General features: G+C 68.8%; 13 protein-coding genes and 3 pseudogenes. 6 read left to right on the top strand and 10 right to left on the bottom strand.

Annotated features, from left to right (window positions below; translation table 11 throughout):
- The first annotated feature begins 1 nt into the window (after position 1).
- Genes AC0KTA_RS36455 through thpD form a run of 4 tightly spaced genes read left to right on the top strand, consistent with a single transcriptional unit; the run spans position 2 to position 6,682 of the window.
- The gene (locus AC0KTA_RS36455; protein WP_481052462.1) at positions 2–3,010 is read left to right on the top strand and encodes an amino acid adenylation domain-containing protein; all 3,009 of its coding nucleotides are present in this window, start codon (positions 2–4) and stop codon (positions 3,008–3,010) included.
- Positions 3,003–3,749, top strand: a complete 747-nt coding sequence (locus AC0KTA_RS36450; RefSeq protein WP_481052461.1) for a thioesterase II family protein — start codon at positions 3,003–3,005, stop codon at positions 3,747–3,749. The genes AC0KTA_RS36455 and AC0KTA_RS36450 overlap by 8 nt, the downstream gene beginning before the upstream one ends.
- A 10-nt stretch (positions 3,750–3,759) precedes the next feature.
- Complete coding sequence (locus AC0KTA_RS36445; RefSeq protein ID WP_481052460.1) at positions 3,760–5,766, top strand: primary-amine oxidase; 2,007 nt, start codon at positions 3,760–3,762, stop codon at positions 5,764–5,766.
- On the top strand, positions 5,759–6,682 hold the full coding sequence (gene thpD / locus AC0KTA_RS36440) for an ectoine hydroxylase (protein ID WP_481052459.1): 924 nt from the start codon (positions 5,759–5,761) through the stop codon (positions 6,680–6,682). The genes AC0KTA_RS36445 and thpD overlap by 8 nt, the downstream gene beginning before the upstream one ends.
- Positions 6,683–6,933: 251 nt before the next feature.
- Here thpD and AC0KTA_RS36435 read toward each other — a convergent pair whose 3' ends face one another.
- The 5 genes and pseudogenes from AC0KTA_RS36435 to AC0KTA_RS36415 form a co-directional block, all read right to left on the bottom strand.
- Positions 6,934–7,353, bottom strand: coding sequence for a nuclear transport factor 2 family protein (locus AC0KTA_RS36435; RefSeq protein WP_481052458.1), 420 nt, complete (start codon positions 7,351–7,353; stop codon positions 6,934–6,936).
- Positions 7,354–7,706: 353 nt separating this feature from the next.
- Positions 7,707–7,862 (bottom strand): hypothetical protein, encoded by a 156-nt coding sequence (locus tag AC0KTA_RS36430; RefSeq protein WP_481052457.1) that lies wholly within the window; start codon positions 7,860–7,862, stop codon positions 7,707–7,709.
- A 688-nt stretch (positions 7,863–8,550) separates the two neighbouring features.
- Positions 8,551–8,694: a hypothetical protein gene (locus AC0KTA_RS36425; protein ID WP_481052456.1), complete on the bottom strand. Its 144-nt coding sequence runs from the start codon at positions 8,692–8,694 to the stop codon at positions 8,551–8,553.
- A gap of 100 nt (positions 8,695–8,794) precedes the next feature.
- A pseudogene (locus AC0KTA_RS36420) lies at positions 8,795–9,643 on the bottom strand (transposase); the annotation flags it as partial.
- 20 nt (positions 9,644–9,663) lie between these two features.
- Positions 9,664–10,317 (bottom strand): flavin reductase family protein, encoded by a 654-nt coding sequence (locus AC0KTA_RS36415; RefSeq protein WP_481052455.1) that lies wholly within the window; start codon positions 10,315–10,317, stop codon positions 9,664–9,666.
- 66 nt (positions 10,318–10,383) lie between these two features.
- Here AC0KTA_RS36415 and AC0KTA_RS36410 point away from each other — a divergent pair, with 66 nt between their 5' ends.
- A complete protein-coding gene (locus tag AC0KTA_RS36410; protein ID WP_481052454.1) occupies positions 10,384–11,094 on the top strand; it encodes an ArsR/SmtB family transcription factor in 711 nt (236 codons plus the stop codon).
- 381 nt (positions 11,095–11,475) lie between these two features.
- Here AC0KTA_RS36410 and AC0KTA_RS36405 read toward each other — a convergent pair.
- From AC0KTA_RS36405 to AC0KTA_RS36395, 3 genes and pseudogenes are all read right to left on the bottom strand, one after another.
- A pseudogene (locus AC0KTA_RS36405) lies at positions 11,476–11,761 on the bottom strand (MFS transporter); the annotation flags it as partial.
- A gap of 84 nt (positions 11,762–11,845) precedes the next feature.
- The gene (locus AC0KTA_RS36400) at positions 11,846–12,376 is read right to left on the bottom strand and encodes a carboxymuconolactone decarboxylase family protein (RefSeq protein WP_481052453.1); all 531 of its coding nucleotides are present in this window, start codon (positions 12,374–12,376) and stop codon (positions 11,846–11,848) included.
- A gap of 42 nt (positions 12,377–12,418) precedes the next feature.
- Entirely contained in the window at positions 12,419–13,276 is an 858-nt protein-coding gene (locus AC0KTA_RS36395) for a hypothetical protein (RefSeq protein WP_481052452.1), read from the bottom strand.
- Between the two features lie 291 nt (positions 13,277–13,567).
- Here AC0KTA_RS36395 and AC0KTA_RS36390 point away from each other — a divergent pair, with 291 nt between their 5' ends.
- Positions 13,568–14,110 carry a GNAT family N-acetyltransferase gene (locus tag AC0KTA_RS36390; RefSeq protein ID WP_481052451.1) on the top strand — a complete coding sequence of 181 codons (543 nt, stop codon included), beginning with the start codon at positions 13,568–13,570 and terminating at the stop codon, positions 14,108–14,110.
- Between the two features lie 587 nt (positions 14,111–14,697).
- On the opposite strand, the gene AC0KTA_RS36385 is transcribed toward AC0KTA_RS36390, so the two are convergent.
- Together AC0KTA_RS36385 and AC0KTA_RS36380 are read right to left on the bottom strand one after the other, a co-directional pair.
- Positions 14,698–15,396, bottom strand: a complete 699-nt coding sequence (locus tag AC0KTA_RS36385) for a DUF1326 domain-containing protein (RefSeq protein ID WP_481052450.1) — start codon at positions 15,394–15,396, stop codon at positions 14,698–14,700.
- Positions 15,397–15,491: 95 nt separating this feature from the next.
- Positions 15,492–15,659: pseudogene (locus AC0KTA_RS36380) on the bottom strand (MFS transporter); the annotation flags it as partial.
- Positions 15,660–15,923: the final 264 nt, after the last annotated feature.

The raw sequence follows: 15,923 nt of genomic DNA, 5'->3' as shown, positions 1-15,923 counted from the left end.
CGTGCCTGTTTCCACCGCATGGAGGCAGCAGCTCACTCAGGACTTCGCCGCCGCGTGGTCCGTCGACACTCGGCACTCCGAGGCCGACGGCGACCGCGTGGTCCGGGCACGGCGGGCCATGGCGCGGCGCGGCTGGAACGGCCTGTGCGTACCCGCCAGTCAGGGCGGCATGGGTGCGGGCTGGCGCGAGGCCGGGTTGCTGGCCACGGAGCTGGGCCGGGGGCTGTGGCCCAGTGATGTGCTGGACACCGTGATCGCCGCGCTGTGGTTCACCGCCGCGGCACCCCAGCCCCTGGATGCGGCATCCCAGTCCCTGGACGCGGCACCCCAGCCCCTGGACGCCCTGCTCCAGGGCGAGATGACGGTGGGCGTCCTGGCGCCGGTGCCGCCCACCGCCCACCGCCGCGCCGCGTACTTCACCGACGCGGCCCCGGATGTCCTTCTCCTGCCCGGCGGCCCGCCCGAGGACCCGGCATCAGGTGTGTGTGCCGTTGCCACCGAAGAGCTGCGCAAGGAAGAGATCGTCACCCCGGCAGGACGGGCCGTCGAGATAGTGGTGCCCGACGAGCCGTCCCCGTCGCGACGGCTGCCCCCGGGGCCCCTGTGGACCGCGGCGGATCTGCTGCGCAGCGCCCACCTCGTGGGACTCGGCCTCACCGCGGTGCGCACCGCCGGCCAACGAGCCCGCAACCGACGGCAGTTCGGGAAGCCCATCGGCAACTACCAGGCCATAGCCTTCCCCATCGCCATGCAGCGTGCCCGCCTGGAGGGGCTGCGCCTGGAGATCGACGCCCAGCTCATGCGTCTCGACGCCGGCGTCAGCGAGGGCCGGACCATGAAGGAAGGGACGAAGGAATGGACGTACGAAACCCTGGCGGAATCGGCGTACGAAGCTCAAGCCGTCCAGGAAGCGGTGCGGCCGGTGGTGCGGGACTGCGTCGCCCATGCCCTGCAGGTGTGCGGCGCGTCCGGCCTCGCTGACGGCTCGCCCTCGGCACGGTGCTACCTCCGCTTTCTGGCCGAGGAGGCGCGCGTCGGAGCCGCGGGGCACGGCCCGTTGCCACGGCCCGCTCCCACCGACACCGAGCCGCACCTCCTGTGGGAGAAGGCCCCACGCCCCACAGACCTCGCCCGCCTCCTGCACAGGAGGATGCCCCCAACGGTCAACGAAACGGCTGCCCCCTACCCCCACGACACCTGCCTGCACCACCTCTTCGAGCAGGCCGCCGCACGGCACCCGGACCGCATCGCGTTGCGCGGGCGGGCAACCACGGTCACCTACCAGGAACTTGAGGCCCGGGCCAATCAACTCGCACACGTGCTGCGCGCTCACGGTGCCGGCCCTGACGACCCGGTCGCCATCTGCATGGAGCGCGGCGTCGACGCGATCGTCGCCATCCTTGCCGTACTCAAGGCCGGTGGCGCCTGTCTGCTCCTGGATCCGGAGCATCCGGTCGAGCGCACTGCCTTCCTGCTGCGGGACAGCGGTGCCGTCGCGGTGCTCACGCAGGACCGGTTTCGCGCGTGGTTTTCCCACTCCGCTGCGCCGGTGCTCGCCGTCGACCGCGTCCGGACGCTGCTCGACGGGCAGCCGACGGACCGGGTGACGCCCCAGGCGACGGCCCGGCATCTGGCGTACGTGGTGTACACATCCGGCTCCACCGGGACCCCCAAGGGCGTGGAGGTCGAGCACCGGAACCTCGTCAACCGGCTGTACTGGGATGGTGACATGTTCCCGCTGGAGCCGCGGGACGCGGTGCTCCAGCACACCGCGCTCGGCTTCGACGCCTCGATCTGGGAGGTCTTCGCCCCGCTGATGTCGGGCGCGAGCCTGGTCCTTGCGGCGCCGCGGGCGGCCGGCGATCCGGGAGGGCTGCTGCGGACGATGGCGGACACGGGCGTGACAGCCTTCACCTGTGTGCCCTCCGTGCTGGAGCTGCTGCTCGACGAACGGGAGCCGGGCCTCGCCGATGTGGGTGGCCTGCGGCACGTCTTCTGCGGCGGCGAGACGCTCCCGTCCGCCCTCGTCGCACGCTTTGAGCGCTCGGGCACGGGCGCGGCCCTGCACAACTGCTACGGCCCCAGCGAGTGCGCCATCGACGTCACGCACTGGCGGTGCGGTCCGCGGGACGCCGCGACCGCGGTGCCGATCGGGGCGCCCCTCGCCAATGTCCGCGTCTATGTCGTCGACGAGACGGGGACACCCGTTCCGGTGGGCTGCCCCGGTGAGCTGTACGTCGGCGGTGCCGGCGTCGCCCGCGGCTACCGGCACCGGCCCGCCCTGACCGCGCAGCGCTTCCTGCCGGACCCGTTCACCAGCGCGCCCGGGGCACGGCTCTACCGGACGGGCGACCTGGTGAGGCTGCGTGCCGACGGAGCCCTTGAGTTCCTCGGGCGGCTCGACGACCAGGTCAAGATCCGTGGCCATCGGATCGAGCCCGGCGAGATCCGCGCCGCGCTCGAACGCCACCCTCATGTGCGGTCGGCCGTGGTCAGGGCCGCCGCGGGGCGCCTCGACGCGTATGTGATTCCCGTCGCCCCCGACGGGGCGGACGCGGCGAACGAGGAAGAGCTGCGCGGTTACCTGCGGCAGACGCTGCCGTCGTACATGGTGCCCTCGGGCATCGCCTTCGTCCCCGCCTTTCCTCTGACCCCCAACGGCAAGGTGGACCACGACACGCTGCCTTCCCTGCTGCCGCGAGCCGGTGCAGAGGAAGACGGCGCACGCCCCGGTCTGGAAGGGGAGCTGGCCCGCCTTGCCGCCCGAGTTCTCGGAGTGCCGGGCCTGGGAACGCGCGAGGACTTCTTCGCCGCCGGAGGCAGTTCGCTGCACGCGGCGCGTTTCGTCTCCCGAGTGCGGGGCGAACTCGACCTGCGCGTCGATCTGGAGACCTTCCTGGCAGCGCCCACCGTCAAGGCCCTTGCCGAGGCACTCAGCCGCGACGGCCATGGCGGTCACGACGGCGATGTCCGCCCCGATGGTGCCCCGGAGCGCTGCAGCCGTGCGTGAAGCGGTGGCGTGCCGGGCCCGTCTGATCTGCCTGCCGCACGCGGGCGGCAGCGCCGGAACCTACCGCGCGTGGTCGGCGGGCCTGGCGCCGGACATCGAGGTGCTCCCCGCCGAACTCCCGGGACGCGACAGCAGACTGCGAGAGCCACCCCTGCGGGACATGGACGCCGTGACGGCGGACGTGAGCGACTGGCTCAGCGCACTGCAGGACGGCCCGGACCCTGTTCCTTACGCCCTGTTCGGGCACAGCCTCGGCGCTGTCGTCGCCTACGAAACAGCACGCGAGATGCAGCGCCGGGGCCGTCCGCCGGTGCTGCTCCTGGCGTCGGGCAGCGCCCCTCCCCACCGCGTGGCCGAGCACGCGGCCGACCGCCATCTGCTGCCCGCCGACGCGTTCCTGCGCGATGTGCTGCGGCAGGGCGGCACACCCGAAGACGTACTGCAGGAACCGGAGTTGCTGCGCATCCTGCTGCCCCGGCTCCGGGCGGACTACTGCGTCGCCGAGACCTACACCCATCGCGACGGCGCACCACTGTCCTGCCCTGTCGCCGTGTACGCGGGCGAGGCCGACCACACCGTCCGGCACGAACTCCTCGGGGAGTGGGCGCGGCTGACGCACCTTGGCGGACAGCGGTGCGTCGAGCGGATATTCCCGGGCGGTCACTTCTATCTCGACGACGCGCGTGCCGGTGTCCTGCGTGCGATCGGCGAAGACCTGGACGCCGCACTGCGAACGTGAAGGAGACGGTGTGACCCCTTCGGCACCCCCGCATCCGCTGGCACCACTCACCGCGGACGAGATACGCCGGGCCGTATCGATCCTGCGACAACGGCGTGAACTCACCGCCGACGTCCGGTTCGTGGCGATCACCCTCCACGAACCGGACAAGCGGCAGCTGCGCGCCCAGGGCGAGGACCGCCGCCTGCCCAGGGAGGTCTTCATGGTGCTGCGTGACAGAAAGGAGCGTCTGACCTACGAGGCCGTCGTCTCGCTCACGGCCGCCGAAGTGGTCCGCTGGGAGGAGATCCCCGGAGCGCACACCCCCATCACGGACGAGGAGTTCACCCAGTGCGGCGAGGCCGTACGCGGGGACCCTCACTGGCAGGAGGCGATGCGTCGACGCAACGTGGACGACTTGTCGCTGGCGATGATCGACGCGTGGCCGTACGACGCCACGGAGGAAGACACCACAGAGGAAGACGCCACAGTCGAACGCGGCGGACCCGCCGAGCGACGCCAGGGCGCGATGGAGCAACGCCGTGACCGCACGGCCAGGCGGCTGGCCTACGCCCTGACCTTCGTCCGCGCGCACCCCCTAGACAACGGCTACGCCCGCCCCGTGGAGAACCTCGTCGCACTCGTGGACCTCGACTCCCTGAACGTCCTGCAGGTCATCGACAGCGGTGTGGTGCCACTGCCGCCCCTGTCGGGGAACTACGACCCGGACGCGCGAGCGCCGGGGCCCGGCAACTGGCCCGCCGAGGCGCGCGTACGCCAGGACCTGCGGCCCGTCGCGATCTCCCAGCCCGAAGGGCCCAGTTTCGAGGTCGACGGGTATGCCGTGCGCTGGCAGAAGTGGCGCTTCCGGATCGGGTTCACCGTCCGCGAGGGCCTGGTGATGCACCAGGTCGGATACGAGGACCAGGGGCGGGTCCGTCCGGTGTTCCACCGGGCCGCGCTGGCGGAGATCTACACCCCGTACGGCGATCCCGGACTCACCCACCGGTACAAAAGGGCCTTTGACGAAGGAGAGTACGGCGCCGGTTTCATGGTGAACTCCCTGGAGCCGGGATGCGACTGCCTGGGCGAGATCCGCTACTTCGACGCCACGACGCACGACCAGGCCGGCGAGCCGGTCGTCCGGAAGAACGCCGTCTGCATGCACGAAGAAGACGTCGGCATCGCCTGGAAGCACACCGACTTCCGCACCGGGAAGGTGGTGACGCGGCGGCAACGCCGCCTCGTCGTCTCCACCTTCGCGGTCCTGGGGAACTACCAGTACGGCTACTTCTGGTACTTTTCGGTCGACGGCACCGTCAGGTTCGAAGTGAAACTCACCGGCATGATCTCCACCGGCGCCTTCCTCGGAGCGCGGCCCGCCTCGGGGGCAGCCGTCGCGCCGGGACTGTACGGCCCGCACCACCAGCACTTCTTCAACATGCGGATCGACATCGGCGTGGACGGGGACCACAACTCGGTGTACGAGGTCGACTCCGTGCCGCTGCCGGGCGGCCGCGGCAATCCGCTCGGCAACGGCTGGCGGACCGAGGCGACGCTCCTGGCATCGGAGAAGGAGGCGGAGCAGCGGGTCGCGCGGCCCGCCACCGGACGGTTCTGGAACGTGGTGAATCCGCGCGTACACAACGGCCTCGGCGAGCCGGTCGGCTACAAGCTGGTGCCGGAGTCCGGCCTGTTGCCCATACAGCCCGCGGGCACGGCACAGTGGCACCGCGCCCGGTTCAGCTATGGGCACCTGTGGGTGACGGCTTACGACCCGCGGCAGATGTACGCGGCGGGTGACTATCCCTATCAGAGCCGCGGCGGAGACGGCCTGCCCGCCTTCGTCGCCCACGACCGCCCGCTGAGCGAGGCCGACGTGGTGCTCTGGCACACCTTTGGTGAGCACCATGTCGTACGTCCGGAGGACTGGCCCGCGATGCCCGTGGTCAGCACCGGCTTCTCGCTGCGGCCCCACGGGTTCTTCGACGGCAACCCCGCACTCGACCTTCCGGCCCCGGAGCACCGACATGACTGACCGCTATCGCACCCGACTCGACGAGCGGGCCCCAAGCCTGTCTCGCACCGACCCCGTGGTCTGGGGCAGTGCTGACGACGGGCCGTTGGACGCGGCCGAGCTCGACGCGTACGACAGGACCGGCTACCTGGTGCGGCCCGGCCTCCTCAACCCCGACGAAGTCACCGCACTCACCCGGGATGTCTCCGCCCTGGCCGCCGACCCGCGCTGGCAGGGTGACGACAGGACCGTGATCGAGGAGGGCTCCCAGCAGGTCCGCTCGGTCTTCGAAGCGCACCGCATCAGCGAGACGTTCGACCGCCTGGTGCGCGATCCCCGGCTGCTGGGCCCGGCCCAGCACATCCTCGGTTCGGACGTGTACGTCCACCAGAGCCGGGTCAACTACAAGCCGGGGTTCGCAGGCGGCCCCTTCCACTGGCACTCCGACTTCGAGACCTGGCACGCCGAGGACGGGATGCCCGCACCGCGGGCGCTCAGCGTCTCCCTCGCACTGACCGAGAACCTGCACTACAACGGCAGCCTCATGATTATTCCAGGTTCGCACCGCACCTTCGTGCCCTGCGTCGGCCGCACCCCACACGACCACTACCGCAACTCTCTGCGCACACACGGCGTCACGGTGGGGATGCCGGACAACGAGGCGGTGGCGGAACTGGCCAGGGACGGGGGCATCGAGCAGTTCGCCGGAGCGGCCGGCGGGGCCGTCTTCTTCGACTCCAACTGCATGCACGGCTCGAACGGCAACATCACGCCGTACCCGCGGTCCAATGTCTTCATCGTCTACAACAGCGTGGCCAACCCTCTGGCCGAGCCGTTCGCCGCACCCGCACGCCGCCCGACGTTCATCGCCGCCCGGGACTTCACCCCCGTGAGCGCCGCCGCGTCGGGCGCACCGGCCGGCCCTCCATCCCCTTGAACCGAACCTGCCCTGACATTGCTCCTGCCGAGCCACCTGGCATCAGCGCGGCCCGTCCAGAAGGATCCGGCCCTCGGGAAACTGGCGTTCATCGCGGGGGTCCACCCACGTCAGCCCTCCGCACGCGGGATCGTCGATGCCGTCGTGAAGCCGGTACCAGGCTCGCAGCGTGGGCGGGAAAGTCACACCGAGCCTCGAAGCCCCTTCCATGAGGAACGTCTTTAACGCGACTCCCCGCTCCGCTGTCTTGATCATCGGGGCTTCGGCTTGCCTGGTTCTCCAAGCGTTCTCGCTATCAGATCGGTATCGCAGTACTCGGTGAGTGCTTGCAGCTTTCCGTCTTTGATGTGGCAAACCCAGCAGTACGTGTTGTGATAGGGCTCCCCATCGATGGTTGTGGCGCGGCCACGGCACTCCACCACTACGTATTCGCCGGCGGCGATGAAACGCTGCGCTGTGTTCGTGTACAAGTCTGCAAACTGGGCGAGCAGCGGACGAAAGAGTTCATTGAGGACGGCCTGTTTGCCCTCGTAGGTCCCGGACCACTTCGTCGTGCCGATGATCGTCCAGCGGAAGTCGTCGGCGAGGTTCTCAGCGAGGGGCCTGCCGTCCCCCTGGGCCAGCCCTGCGCAGATGTGCTGCATCAGTCGCGTGTTCTCTGTCTCGCCCATGACTGCTCCGTCACTCGCGCCTCAAGATCCGGCCTGTCATTCAACAGGCTGCGGTGCTGTTTCGCACCGCGATGTGGCAGGCACCTGGTCCGCGAGGCATAGCGCATGTCAGGAACAAGTCCGGATTCGGCGCACGGGCCGGGCAGGGCAGAGGCTGTCGCACGGCTCCTGCCCGGTGAAGGTCAAGAGCGATTCGTTGTTCGGTTCCGAGGATCAGGGAGGTGTCGGAATCTTGGCTGGTGGGGCGGAACTTCTTGTCGTGCGACCGTGAACGTGATCTTGAGATGCCGCGGGATGTCCGGGAGTGGCTGCCGCCCGAGCACCTGTGCTGGAAGGTGCTCGACGTCGTCGAGCTACTTGACCTGATCGCACGACACGTCGGACGAGTTGAGCGATCCGGGCGCGAGCGCATACAACAGCGGCACCAGGGTCTCCTGCTGCAGATCGGTCGGACTCGGAATCCCCGAAGCAGCAAGAGGCGCCCGATTGGCGCGGGTGGGGCGGCCCATGAACACGACTCCCGGACCCCGCGCCCCCCACCATGGTCCCGCAGCCAAGGTTCAAGCAGCCATCACGACCTTTGGCCGGGTGCAGCAGGTACGCAGCTGCGGCTCAGAGCTTCTCGCTTCACCCGAATGAGGGACTGCGCGAATGCCACGTACAGGACAACGATGGTCTGGCCTCCAAGTGTGCAGACGCCGACCAAGTGCTCCGTCCGTGCCCTCACGGCGAAGGGGAACCTCAATGATGCGACAGGCGAGTCGTGCCCTCGGTGTTCTGGCTGCCGCCGGGATTCTCACCGTGACTGTGCCACTCAGCGCACAGGCTGCTACCGGCACCTTCTACTATACCGTGGGATCTGAGGAGCGCAGCCTCCGCGACCCCCTCGACAGGGTCTGCTACGTGGTAGCCGCCAGTAGAGGCGACGTGGGCAATGACACTGACCGCACCCCTACCTGTATGAGGGTTCCAGCTGTCAGGGGCCACAGGTCGGAGCTCCGCTCCCACCCGGGTTCTTCAGCTACGCCGACAGAAGCTTTGGGAGTGTGGCGTTCGCGTGACGACCTCACCGGAGGCCGACGCTCGTTGACGTAGTGTGAGCAACGGCGGGCGGTTGTGGGGAGCCGTTGCCGTGCTTCCGCTCTGCCTGTACTTCCGTGCCCCTGCCCTCAGCTTGTTCTCTATGGTCTGACCTGGTCACGTTCGGCGGTAGGCCACCCCGCCCCGCCCGTCGTCACGGTAGCTGTTCTCGAACACCGACAGGTCAAGTAGCTCGACGACGTCGAGCACCTTCCAGCACAGGTGCTCGGGCGGCAGCCACTCCCGGACATCCCGCGGCATCTCAAGATCACGTTCACGGTCGCACGACAAGAAGTTCCGCCCCACCAGCCAAGGTTCCGACGCCTCCCTGATCCTCGGAACCGAACAACGAATCGCTCTTGACCTTCACCGGGCAGGAGCCGTGCGACAGCCTCGGCAAGTGCGCACGGAGGTTCCGAAACCCCCGGCGGACGCGGGCCGGGGTAAGCCGGGTCGGCTCGGCGAGCTTCTCCCAGGGGCGACGAATGTCGTCGGCGAGCGTCCTGGCGAGCCGGAGTTGGGTGTGGGCGGTGATGATCAACCACGTCCACCGGTCCGCCGCCTCGGGGGTGCGGATCTTCGGGCGCGGGTCCAGCCGAGCGTATGCTTGGCCATCCTGAAGGTGTGTTCAAGATCGAATCTGCGGAGGAACGCCTGCCGGCGCACATCGACGTCTGCGGCGGTCATACCGGTCTTCGAGGACCACAGCCAGACCGGCAGCGGGACGCCGCCGCCAGGCAGATGGTCACCTGGAGTCGGCTCAACGTGCCCTCGATGAGGGGGAGTTCGCCTTCATGGTCGATCCACGCGGAGCGGGTGCTGGTCGCGGCCTCGGCCGTAGGTGTGGCAGAACAGCCGCTCCGCGCTGGTGGGGGCATCCGGCCGCAGCCAGTTGCTGACGTCGACGGCCAGGACGAGCCGGTTGTCAGCCGCCTTCGGCTGCGGCAGCGCGGCAAGGATCCACCGCGGCCGCCCGGCGTCAACGCGGCCGCGATTGAGCGCGTCGTACAAGTGCGCCGTGACCACGGCGGTGCTCGGGCAACAGTGTCAGGTCCACCGGCGTTGTCACAGGACCGTCACCACACAACAAGGCATCGGTGAGCTCGAACAGTTCGCCGCGACGGGCGGTCAGGCACGCGTAGAAGTCATCCCGGAAGTGTGACGCCAAAGTGAACGGCTCCCGCCGGGCGGCGTGATGCAGCAGACTCATCCCGACGGCCTTCGTGCTGGTCAGGTGTGTCCTTGGTCGGAGCACACTGCAGCACGGGTCGATGTGTTCACCGTTTCTGAGCGGAAGCCGTACCCGACCTCCGGTGCCAGACCGTGATAGTGGCGGAAGTTGTAGATGAGCGGGCTCCAGAGAGCGGGGTCGATGTGGTGCGTGCCCGGCACGACGATGCGTTCGTCGGCGTGGACGCGCAGCACGTCGCACTCGACGCTGAAGAAGAGCCCCGCTCCGCCCGGCGTCAGTGCGCGGGCCCGTGCCTCCAACTGCAGCGCGCACTCGGCGACCCGCGGCGGCTTCACGATGTGGGAATCGGCCGGGGTGAGCCCGGACGCGGCGAACTTGTCGGACTCGTACCGGTACACCGCTCGCTTGCTCTCGGGCACCGGGTTGGCCCCGGTGAGCGGTGCCAGGCGCTCCACCTGCTCCCACAGCTCAGGCGAGGCAACGTTGATCACCAGCTCGGAGCGCGCCGCTAGGTTGCGCGCGGTCTGGCTCTCACTGCCCAGGCCCAGGACGATGTGCTGTCCCAGCGCCCAGGCGGAGGAGATCGGGGCAAGGTTGACCGTGCCGTCATCGTTCTCGGTGGTCAGCAGGACCACGGGCGTGCCGAAGTAGAGGATGCTCGGCCGGACCACTCGGTGGGTGTCAGTCGTCATGCCTCAAGACGCTAGGGGCGGGACGTTTCGATGTGCGTCGAAGCATCGGCTGACGACAATGGTGCTGTGATCAGCCCCGATATGTACGCCAAGGAACCGGACCTCGCCGCCCTGGGGGCGTTGCTGGCCGACCGCACCCGCGCCGCTATCTGCCTCGCACTGCTCGACGGCCGCGCATGGACAGCGACGGAACTGGCACAGCTCGCGGGGATCGCACCGTCCACAGCGACCAGCCACCTGAACCGGCTGGTGACCGGCGGCCTGCTGGCCGAGGAGCGCAAGGGTCGGCACCGCTATGTGCGCCTGGCGGACCCCGCCATCGCCGAGATGATCGAAGCCCTTGCCGCCCGGGCACCGCAGCAGCTCGTCCCGGTCCGCTCGCTCGTTGCTGCCCGCCAGCACCGTGCCGTGGCCTTCGCCCGCATCTGCTACGACCATCTCGGCGGCTCTTTGTCCGTGGCGATCACCGATGCGATGACCGAACAGGGATTTTTGGACTGGGAGTTCGGCCCGGCCCTTACTCCCTCGGGCGCCGCATGGCTCACGGACACGGGCATCACCCAGGAAACGGCACCACACGTACGCACGTGCCTGGACTGGACGGAGCGGCGCTTGCATCTGGCGGGCGCGGTCGCCGCGGCCGTATTCCACCATGCGGTTCAGGAATCCTGGCTCCTGCCGGCCGAAGGCTCCCGTGTCGTGCGGCTGACGGACCAGGGGCGCGACGCCTTCCGACGGCACCTGGGACTGACTGACGAGGCACTCACGGCTCGCTGAGCTTGTTCTTCATGTCCGACGATTACCCGTCCGGGCGATCATCTTCGGGACATCGTCCGGAGCATAAAGAACAAGCTGAGAGCACGTTCTCCATGCTGCGACCCGGTTGTCAGACCCCGCGCTTAGAGTTCGGCGGGATGGGGCCGGTTCCGAGGCCACCAGCACTGGAATACGGCAGCCTCCCTGGTCTGCGCGGGGGTGGTTTCGGCCTAACCGGCGTCCAGGCATCGTTGAGGGCCACGAGCGCAGCCTGCCAGCCCGGCCCCATCACCGGTGATCATGGTGCCCCGAACGCGTTCGACGCAGTGGCAAGTCAGTCACCCACGCCTCGTGAACCACCCAAGCACGTAGCGACTCCAGGCCTGCATCGGCTCGAAAGAGGCTGACCAACGGCAGTGCCAGGACCACCGCACCGCGGACCACGTCGAGGAGGACCAGCAGAGTTCTCCTGGGGAGTCGGTCGACGTCCGCGGCGGCCAGCGGGGCTATGACCACGTACATGACCATCTTGTGATGGTCAGGGCGGTGCCGAGGACCATGCCGGCACGCGGTCCTGCGACGTCGTAGGCGAGCAACCCGAGGGCAATGTGGTCAGTCCGGTACCGAACAAGGCGATGACCTGGGCGCCGAACAGGTGGCGGTAGTCGCGGATGGCGAACAGTCGCATGACGGGTTCCTTCCGTGTCCATGCGGCGGGGCACGGCCCCGGGGCGGCGGCCGTGCCCCGCGCGTACAGGCGGGGGTGTCCTGGCTAGGCATCGATGTCGCCTCCGGGAGTGAGGCCCGCGAGGACGTTGAAGGCACCGGTGAGGATGTTGAGGGCGACGACGCCGACGACGTCCGCTATGGCGCGGTCGCTGTAGCCGTGCTCGCGCAGCGCGATGACCTGTTCGTCAGTGATCGACGTCGGCTCGCGATAGATCTGGAGGGCGATGGTGATGATCGCCGCGATCGCGGGATCGGCCGAGGTGCCCGCGTGGGCTCGCTCGATCTCTTCCTCGTCAACTCCCAGGGCACGGGCGGCACTTACATGCGCGTCGAGGCACAGCTTGCATCCCTGCACGGCCTGGACGGCGATCGAGATCCGTTCGCTGATCCTGCGGTCGAGCTTGGCTCGTCCCATGGCCCGGCTGAGCTGCAGGTATCCGCCGAGTACGGCCGGCGAGTGCGCCATCGTGGAGACCATGTCGCCGATCTGGCCATGGCGGGAGACCAGGTCGGCGAGGAGGTCGCGCGAAGCGCCGACCGCCGTGTCGGGCGTGAGTCGGGTCAGGCGAGGCATGACGCTCCTTCCGATGTGGGGGATGTCTGGGGGCGGTGGCGGTCAGTGGTGTGCGTGGCCGCCGTGGTCGTGGTGGTGGCTGCCGTGGTTGGGTGCGGCTTGGGATGTCGCGTCCGGGCTGGGGGTGGTCGAGGTGGTCCGCACCGTGAACTCGGCTGTCCGGACGACGTCGTTGTGCTGGAAGTCCAGGTACAGGCGGTAGGTGCCGGCCGTAGGCGCGACCGCCATGAAGGAGATCCCGGGCCCTGGTGCGGTGGTGCCGTCACCGGGTTCGCCCTCCGGGTGGACGTGGAGGTAGCCCAGGTCGCCGACCCGCAGTGCCACCAGATGCCCGTACGCGGCCAGGTAGGGCTGAAGGTCGGTGACGGGGCGACCGTTCCGGCTGACGGTGAGAGTCAGTTCGCTCGCCTCGCCGGGCAGGAGTTCGCCGTCGAGCGCGACGGTGTACTCGCCGATCTGCGCGATCCCGGTGGCGTCGGGGAGCGGCAGCGGGTCGTACGGCCCGGCGACCGCGACGTCGATCCCCAGCGTCATGGTCCCGTCGTGGCCGGCCGGGTGGATGTCGGCGAAGAGCCTCCAGTCCCCTGGTTCCAGGGCTAGTTCGACGCTCCAGGTGCCCTTCCCGTCCCTCACCGGGTGCACGTGCTGGAACCCGGCCGTGTCGCGCCGGACGGCGATGAAGTGCAGTTCCTTCTCGTGCTCGGCTATGAACTCCGTCGCCGCCTGCCCGTCGGGGCCGATCACCCGGAAGCTGACCGGCTGCACGCCGGCGCCGAGAATCGTCGAGTCGAGCTCGAGGGTGTACCCGTTCTCGGAGACCGACAGCCCGCCGGGCTGGGCTCCGGCGTGGCCGGCGTGGCCGCCGTGGTTGCTCTGGTCGTGGCCGGAGTGATTCCTCATGACATCTCCATTGGTGTGATGCGCCTTCTGGCGTTGCCCGTTCAGGACGACGATCAGAACCATATACCCCCCGGGGGTATTACGGATACCTCGATGGTCGAAATCTCGCGAGGGGCGTGCGTGGACGGGTCAGTGCATCTGCCGACGCGCGGCAGGGAAAGGCAACTGCGGCGCATCGAGGGGCAGGCGAGAGGCTTGTGGAGGCGCCGTCACCACGCCGGACACTCAGCCGTACCGGCGTGGCCACCGCTGTACCCATCGGACTGCCGACTGCATCGCCACCATGTGGCCGTGGCCGGGCATCTGGAACAGCTCTCGCCTTCGCTGTCCCCCGAAGCATCGTGGAGGAACCGCAGGGCAAAGTACGCGACGTGGCTTGCCTCCTCGGATGCCTTCGTCCTTGCCGCCGAAGCTGAAGCCGATGCCGAACTCGTCGGCTATGCCATGGCTCGCGTTCAGGAACAGCAGCCGGGGTCCTGGGAGCGAGGAGCGAAGACCGGTGTCCTGGAAAGCCTTTCGGTACGGGCCGACCAGCGGGGCGGTGGGACCGGGACGCGCCTGTTCGAGGCTGTCCGCGCCGAGTCCGTGAAGCGCGAGGCACAGGAGTTCCGGCTCGACGTCATCGCCACCAACGCGGATGCCATCCGCTTCTACAACCGGCAGGGGCTCTTGCAAACGAGCCCAGCGGCTCCTCCAAGACTGGAGGAGCCGCGTGGTGGTGGAGAACTGAACCTCGTCTGCAGCGCCGCCCGAGTGCTGCAACCCTGGCGGCAGGAGGCGGATGTGGCCGACGTCTACGACCGGCTGCTGCTGGCGCTGATAGCTGCGACATGACGAGTCATCAGGGGCACCAATCCGTACCTCCCTGCGGGCATCCTCTGCGGGCACCTCACTTCCGAGAAGATCCCCGAGTCGAGAAGTCCGGCACGGTACCCGTGCAGCAGCCCGAGTTCGTCAGCTCTCCGGCGGACGCCAGCGGAGCTGTGCTGATCCAGAACGACGGGGGTGCCACATGCCCGGAAGCGGCGCCCGGCTCGACGTCCGGGCAATTGCTCGGTGTGCGCCACAGGCGTGGATGCGGAATCGAGCGGCGGACGGGTGCCCCGTGTTTCGCTCCACGGGGGTGCTCAGCGACATACTCAACTGAGGTCTCTCCTTCACACAGGGTGCGGCACCGCCCGCTGGCGGCACCTATCCTCAGGGTGTCGGGGCACCGCGACTCAATCCACGTGCTGGGGCTGCGCGTTCACACCGCGACGTGCATGCGCCACGGCACAGGCACGCCATGGCATGAATACGCCGGTTGTCTGGGCACGGGGCCGGAATATTGGTCGGTGTGGCCGACCGCGCCGACCGCCCCGGGTCCGCCGATCAGCCGCCGGACGAGCCCCCCCACACCGCCTTCCTGTCCCTGCCCGCGATCAAGGGCGCCAGTCGAAGGGGAAGTGCTTGCTGGATCCACCGCGGTATTCATGGGAGAAGTCGAACCCTTCCGCGCGGTCGCTCTCGACGACGCCCCAGGTGGCGATCTGGCCGGGCCCGACCTCGGCGCCCGGGGCGTTGACCAGCTGGACGCGGCGGGAGGGGTCGGCAGTGGGTCCGGTGAGGGCGGTGGCACCGACGGCGACCTTGTCGGCTACGCCGGCCCTCCAGTACGAGAGATCCTCGGCGGCGTCGAAGTGGACCGCCGCGTACCGCACCTCGCGCAGTTCGCTGATGAGCGAGCCGAACTGGCCCGGCCAGCCGCCGACATGACCGGCGAAGATCTGCTCAAGCGCATCTCGCTGGGCTTGGTCGCCCTTGGCATCGATGTAGAGCATCACCTTCATCGTGGCGTCCGGGTCGCCGACCCACATGTTCCCGGCAAACTCGCCCAGCGCCACCACGCCCAAGCCGTCCAGGCGCACGTCGCCGAAGTGTCCTTCGCGAACCTGCCAGACGAGCGTGAAGAGGCAGTCTCCATGGGTCGGCGCCTGGGCGAACGTGCAGGGGCAGGGCAGCGCACAGCTGCATACGTCGAACCACTCGCCCCGTAAGTGCCAGTCGGGCAGCGCGCTGTCATTTGTACCCGCTCGGACGACGGCGGGCGTGCTTTGCGATACGGCGGACGTGGTGCACATGGCGGTCCTCCTGATCTATAGCTGTACCCCTGGGGGGTATCTTCACCGGTGAGACTAAGCTCCGACGAACAGCACGTCAACTACCTCTAGGGGGTGCCTAGTTGTGAGGGTGGCAAGCATTGCGCCGCCACCCCGGGCGGCCGACCGGCTAGGGCTGCCAGGCCAAGGGCCGAGCCGACCAGAGAGGCAGGCAGGACGTCGACCGCGAACGTGCCGGTCGGCTCGACGGCCGACAGCCACAGCAGACCTGCCGCGAGGGCGAGACCCGCGGTGACGGATACAGCACCGCGTACGTCCACTCTGCCGCGGCGGGGCTCGACGACGGGCGGCAGCTTGGTGTCCGCGAGGGTGGCGACCCCACCGCCCACTTCGGCCCCACCGCGCCTTTGGGGCCTTTGGAGCTGTGAGCTCGTGAGGCCGGTCGGTTTCGTTCGACTCTGATCGATCCTGTTCGTCCCGTTGACCGGCACTACGCCATGCCATTGAAGTGTCGTCATCACTCCGCCAGGGGGCGGCGACAGCGCTGC

It is taken from the genome of Streptomyces sp. Y309, assembly GCF_056712025.1.
Note: the sequence above shows the minus strand (reverse complement) of the source record. Positions and strands in the feature narration are given on the sequence as shown.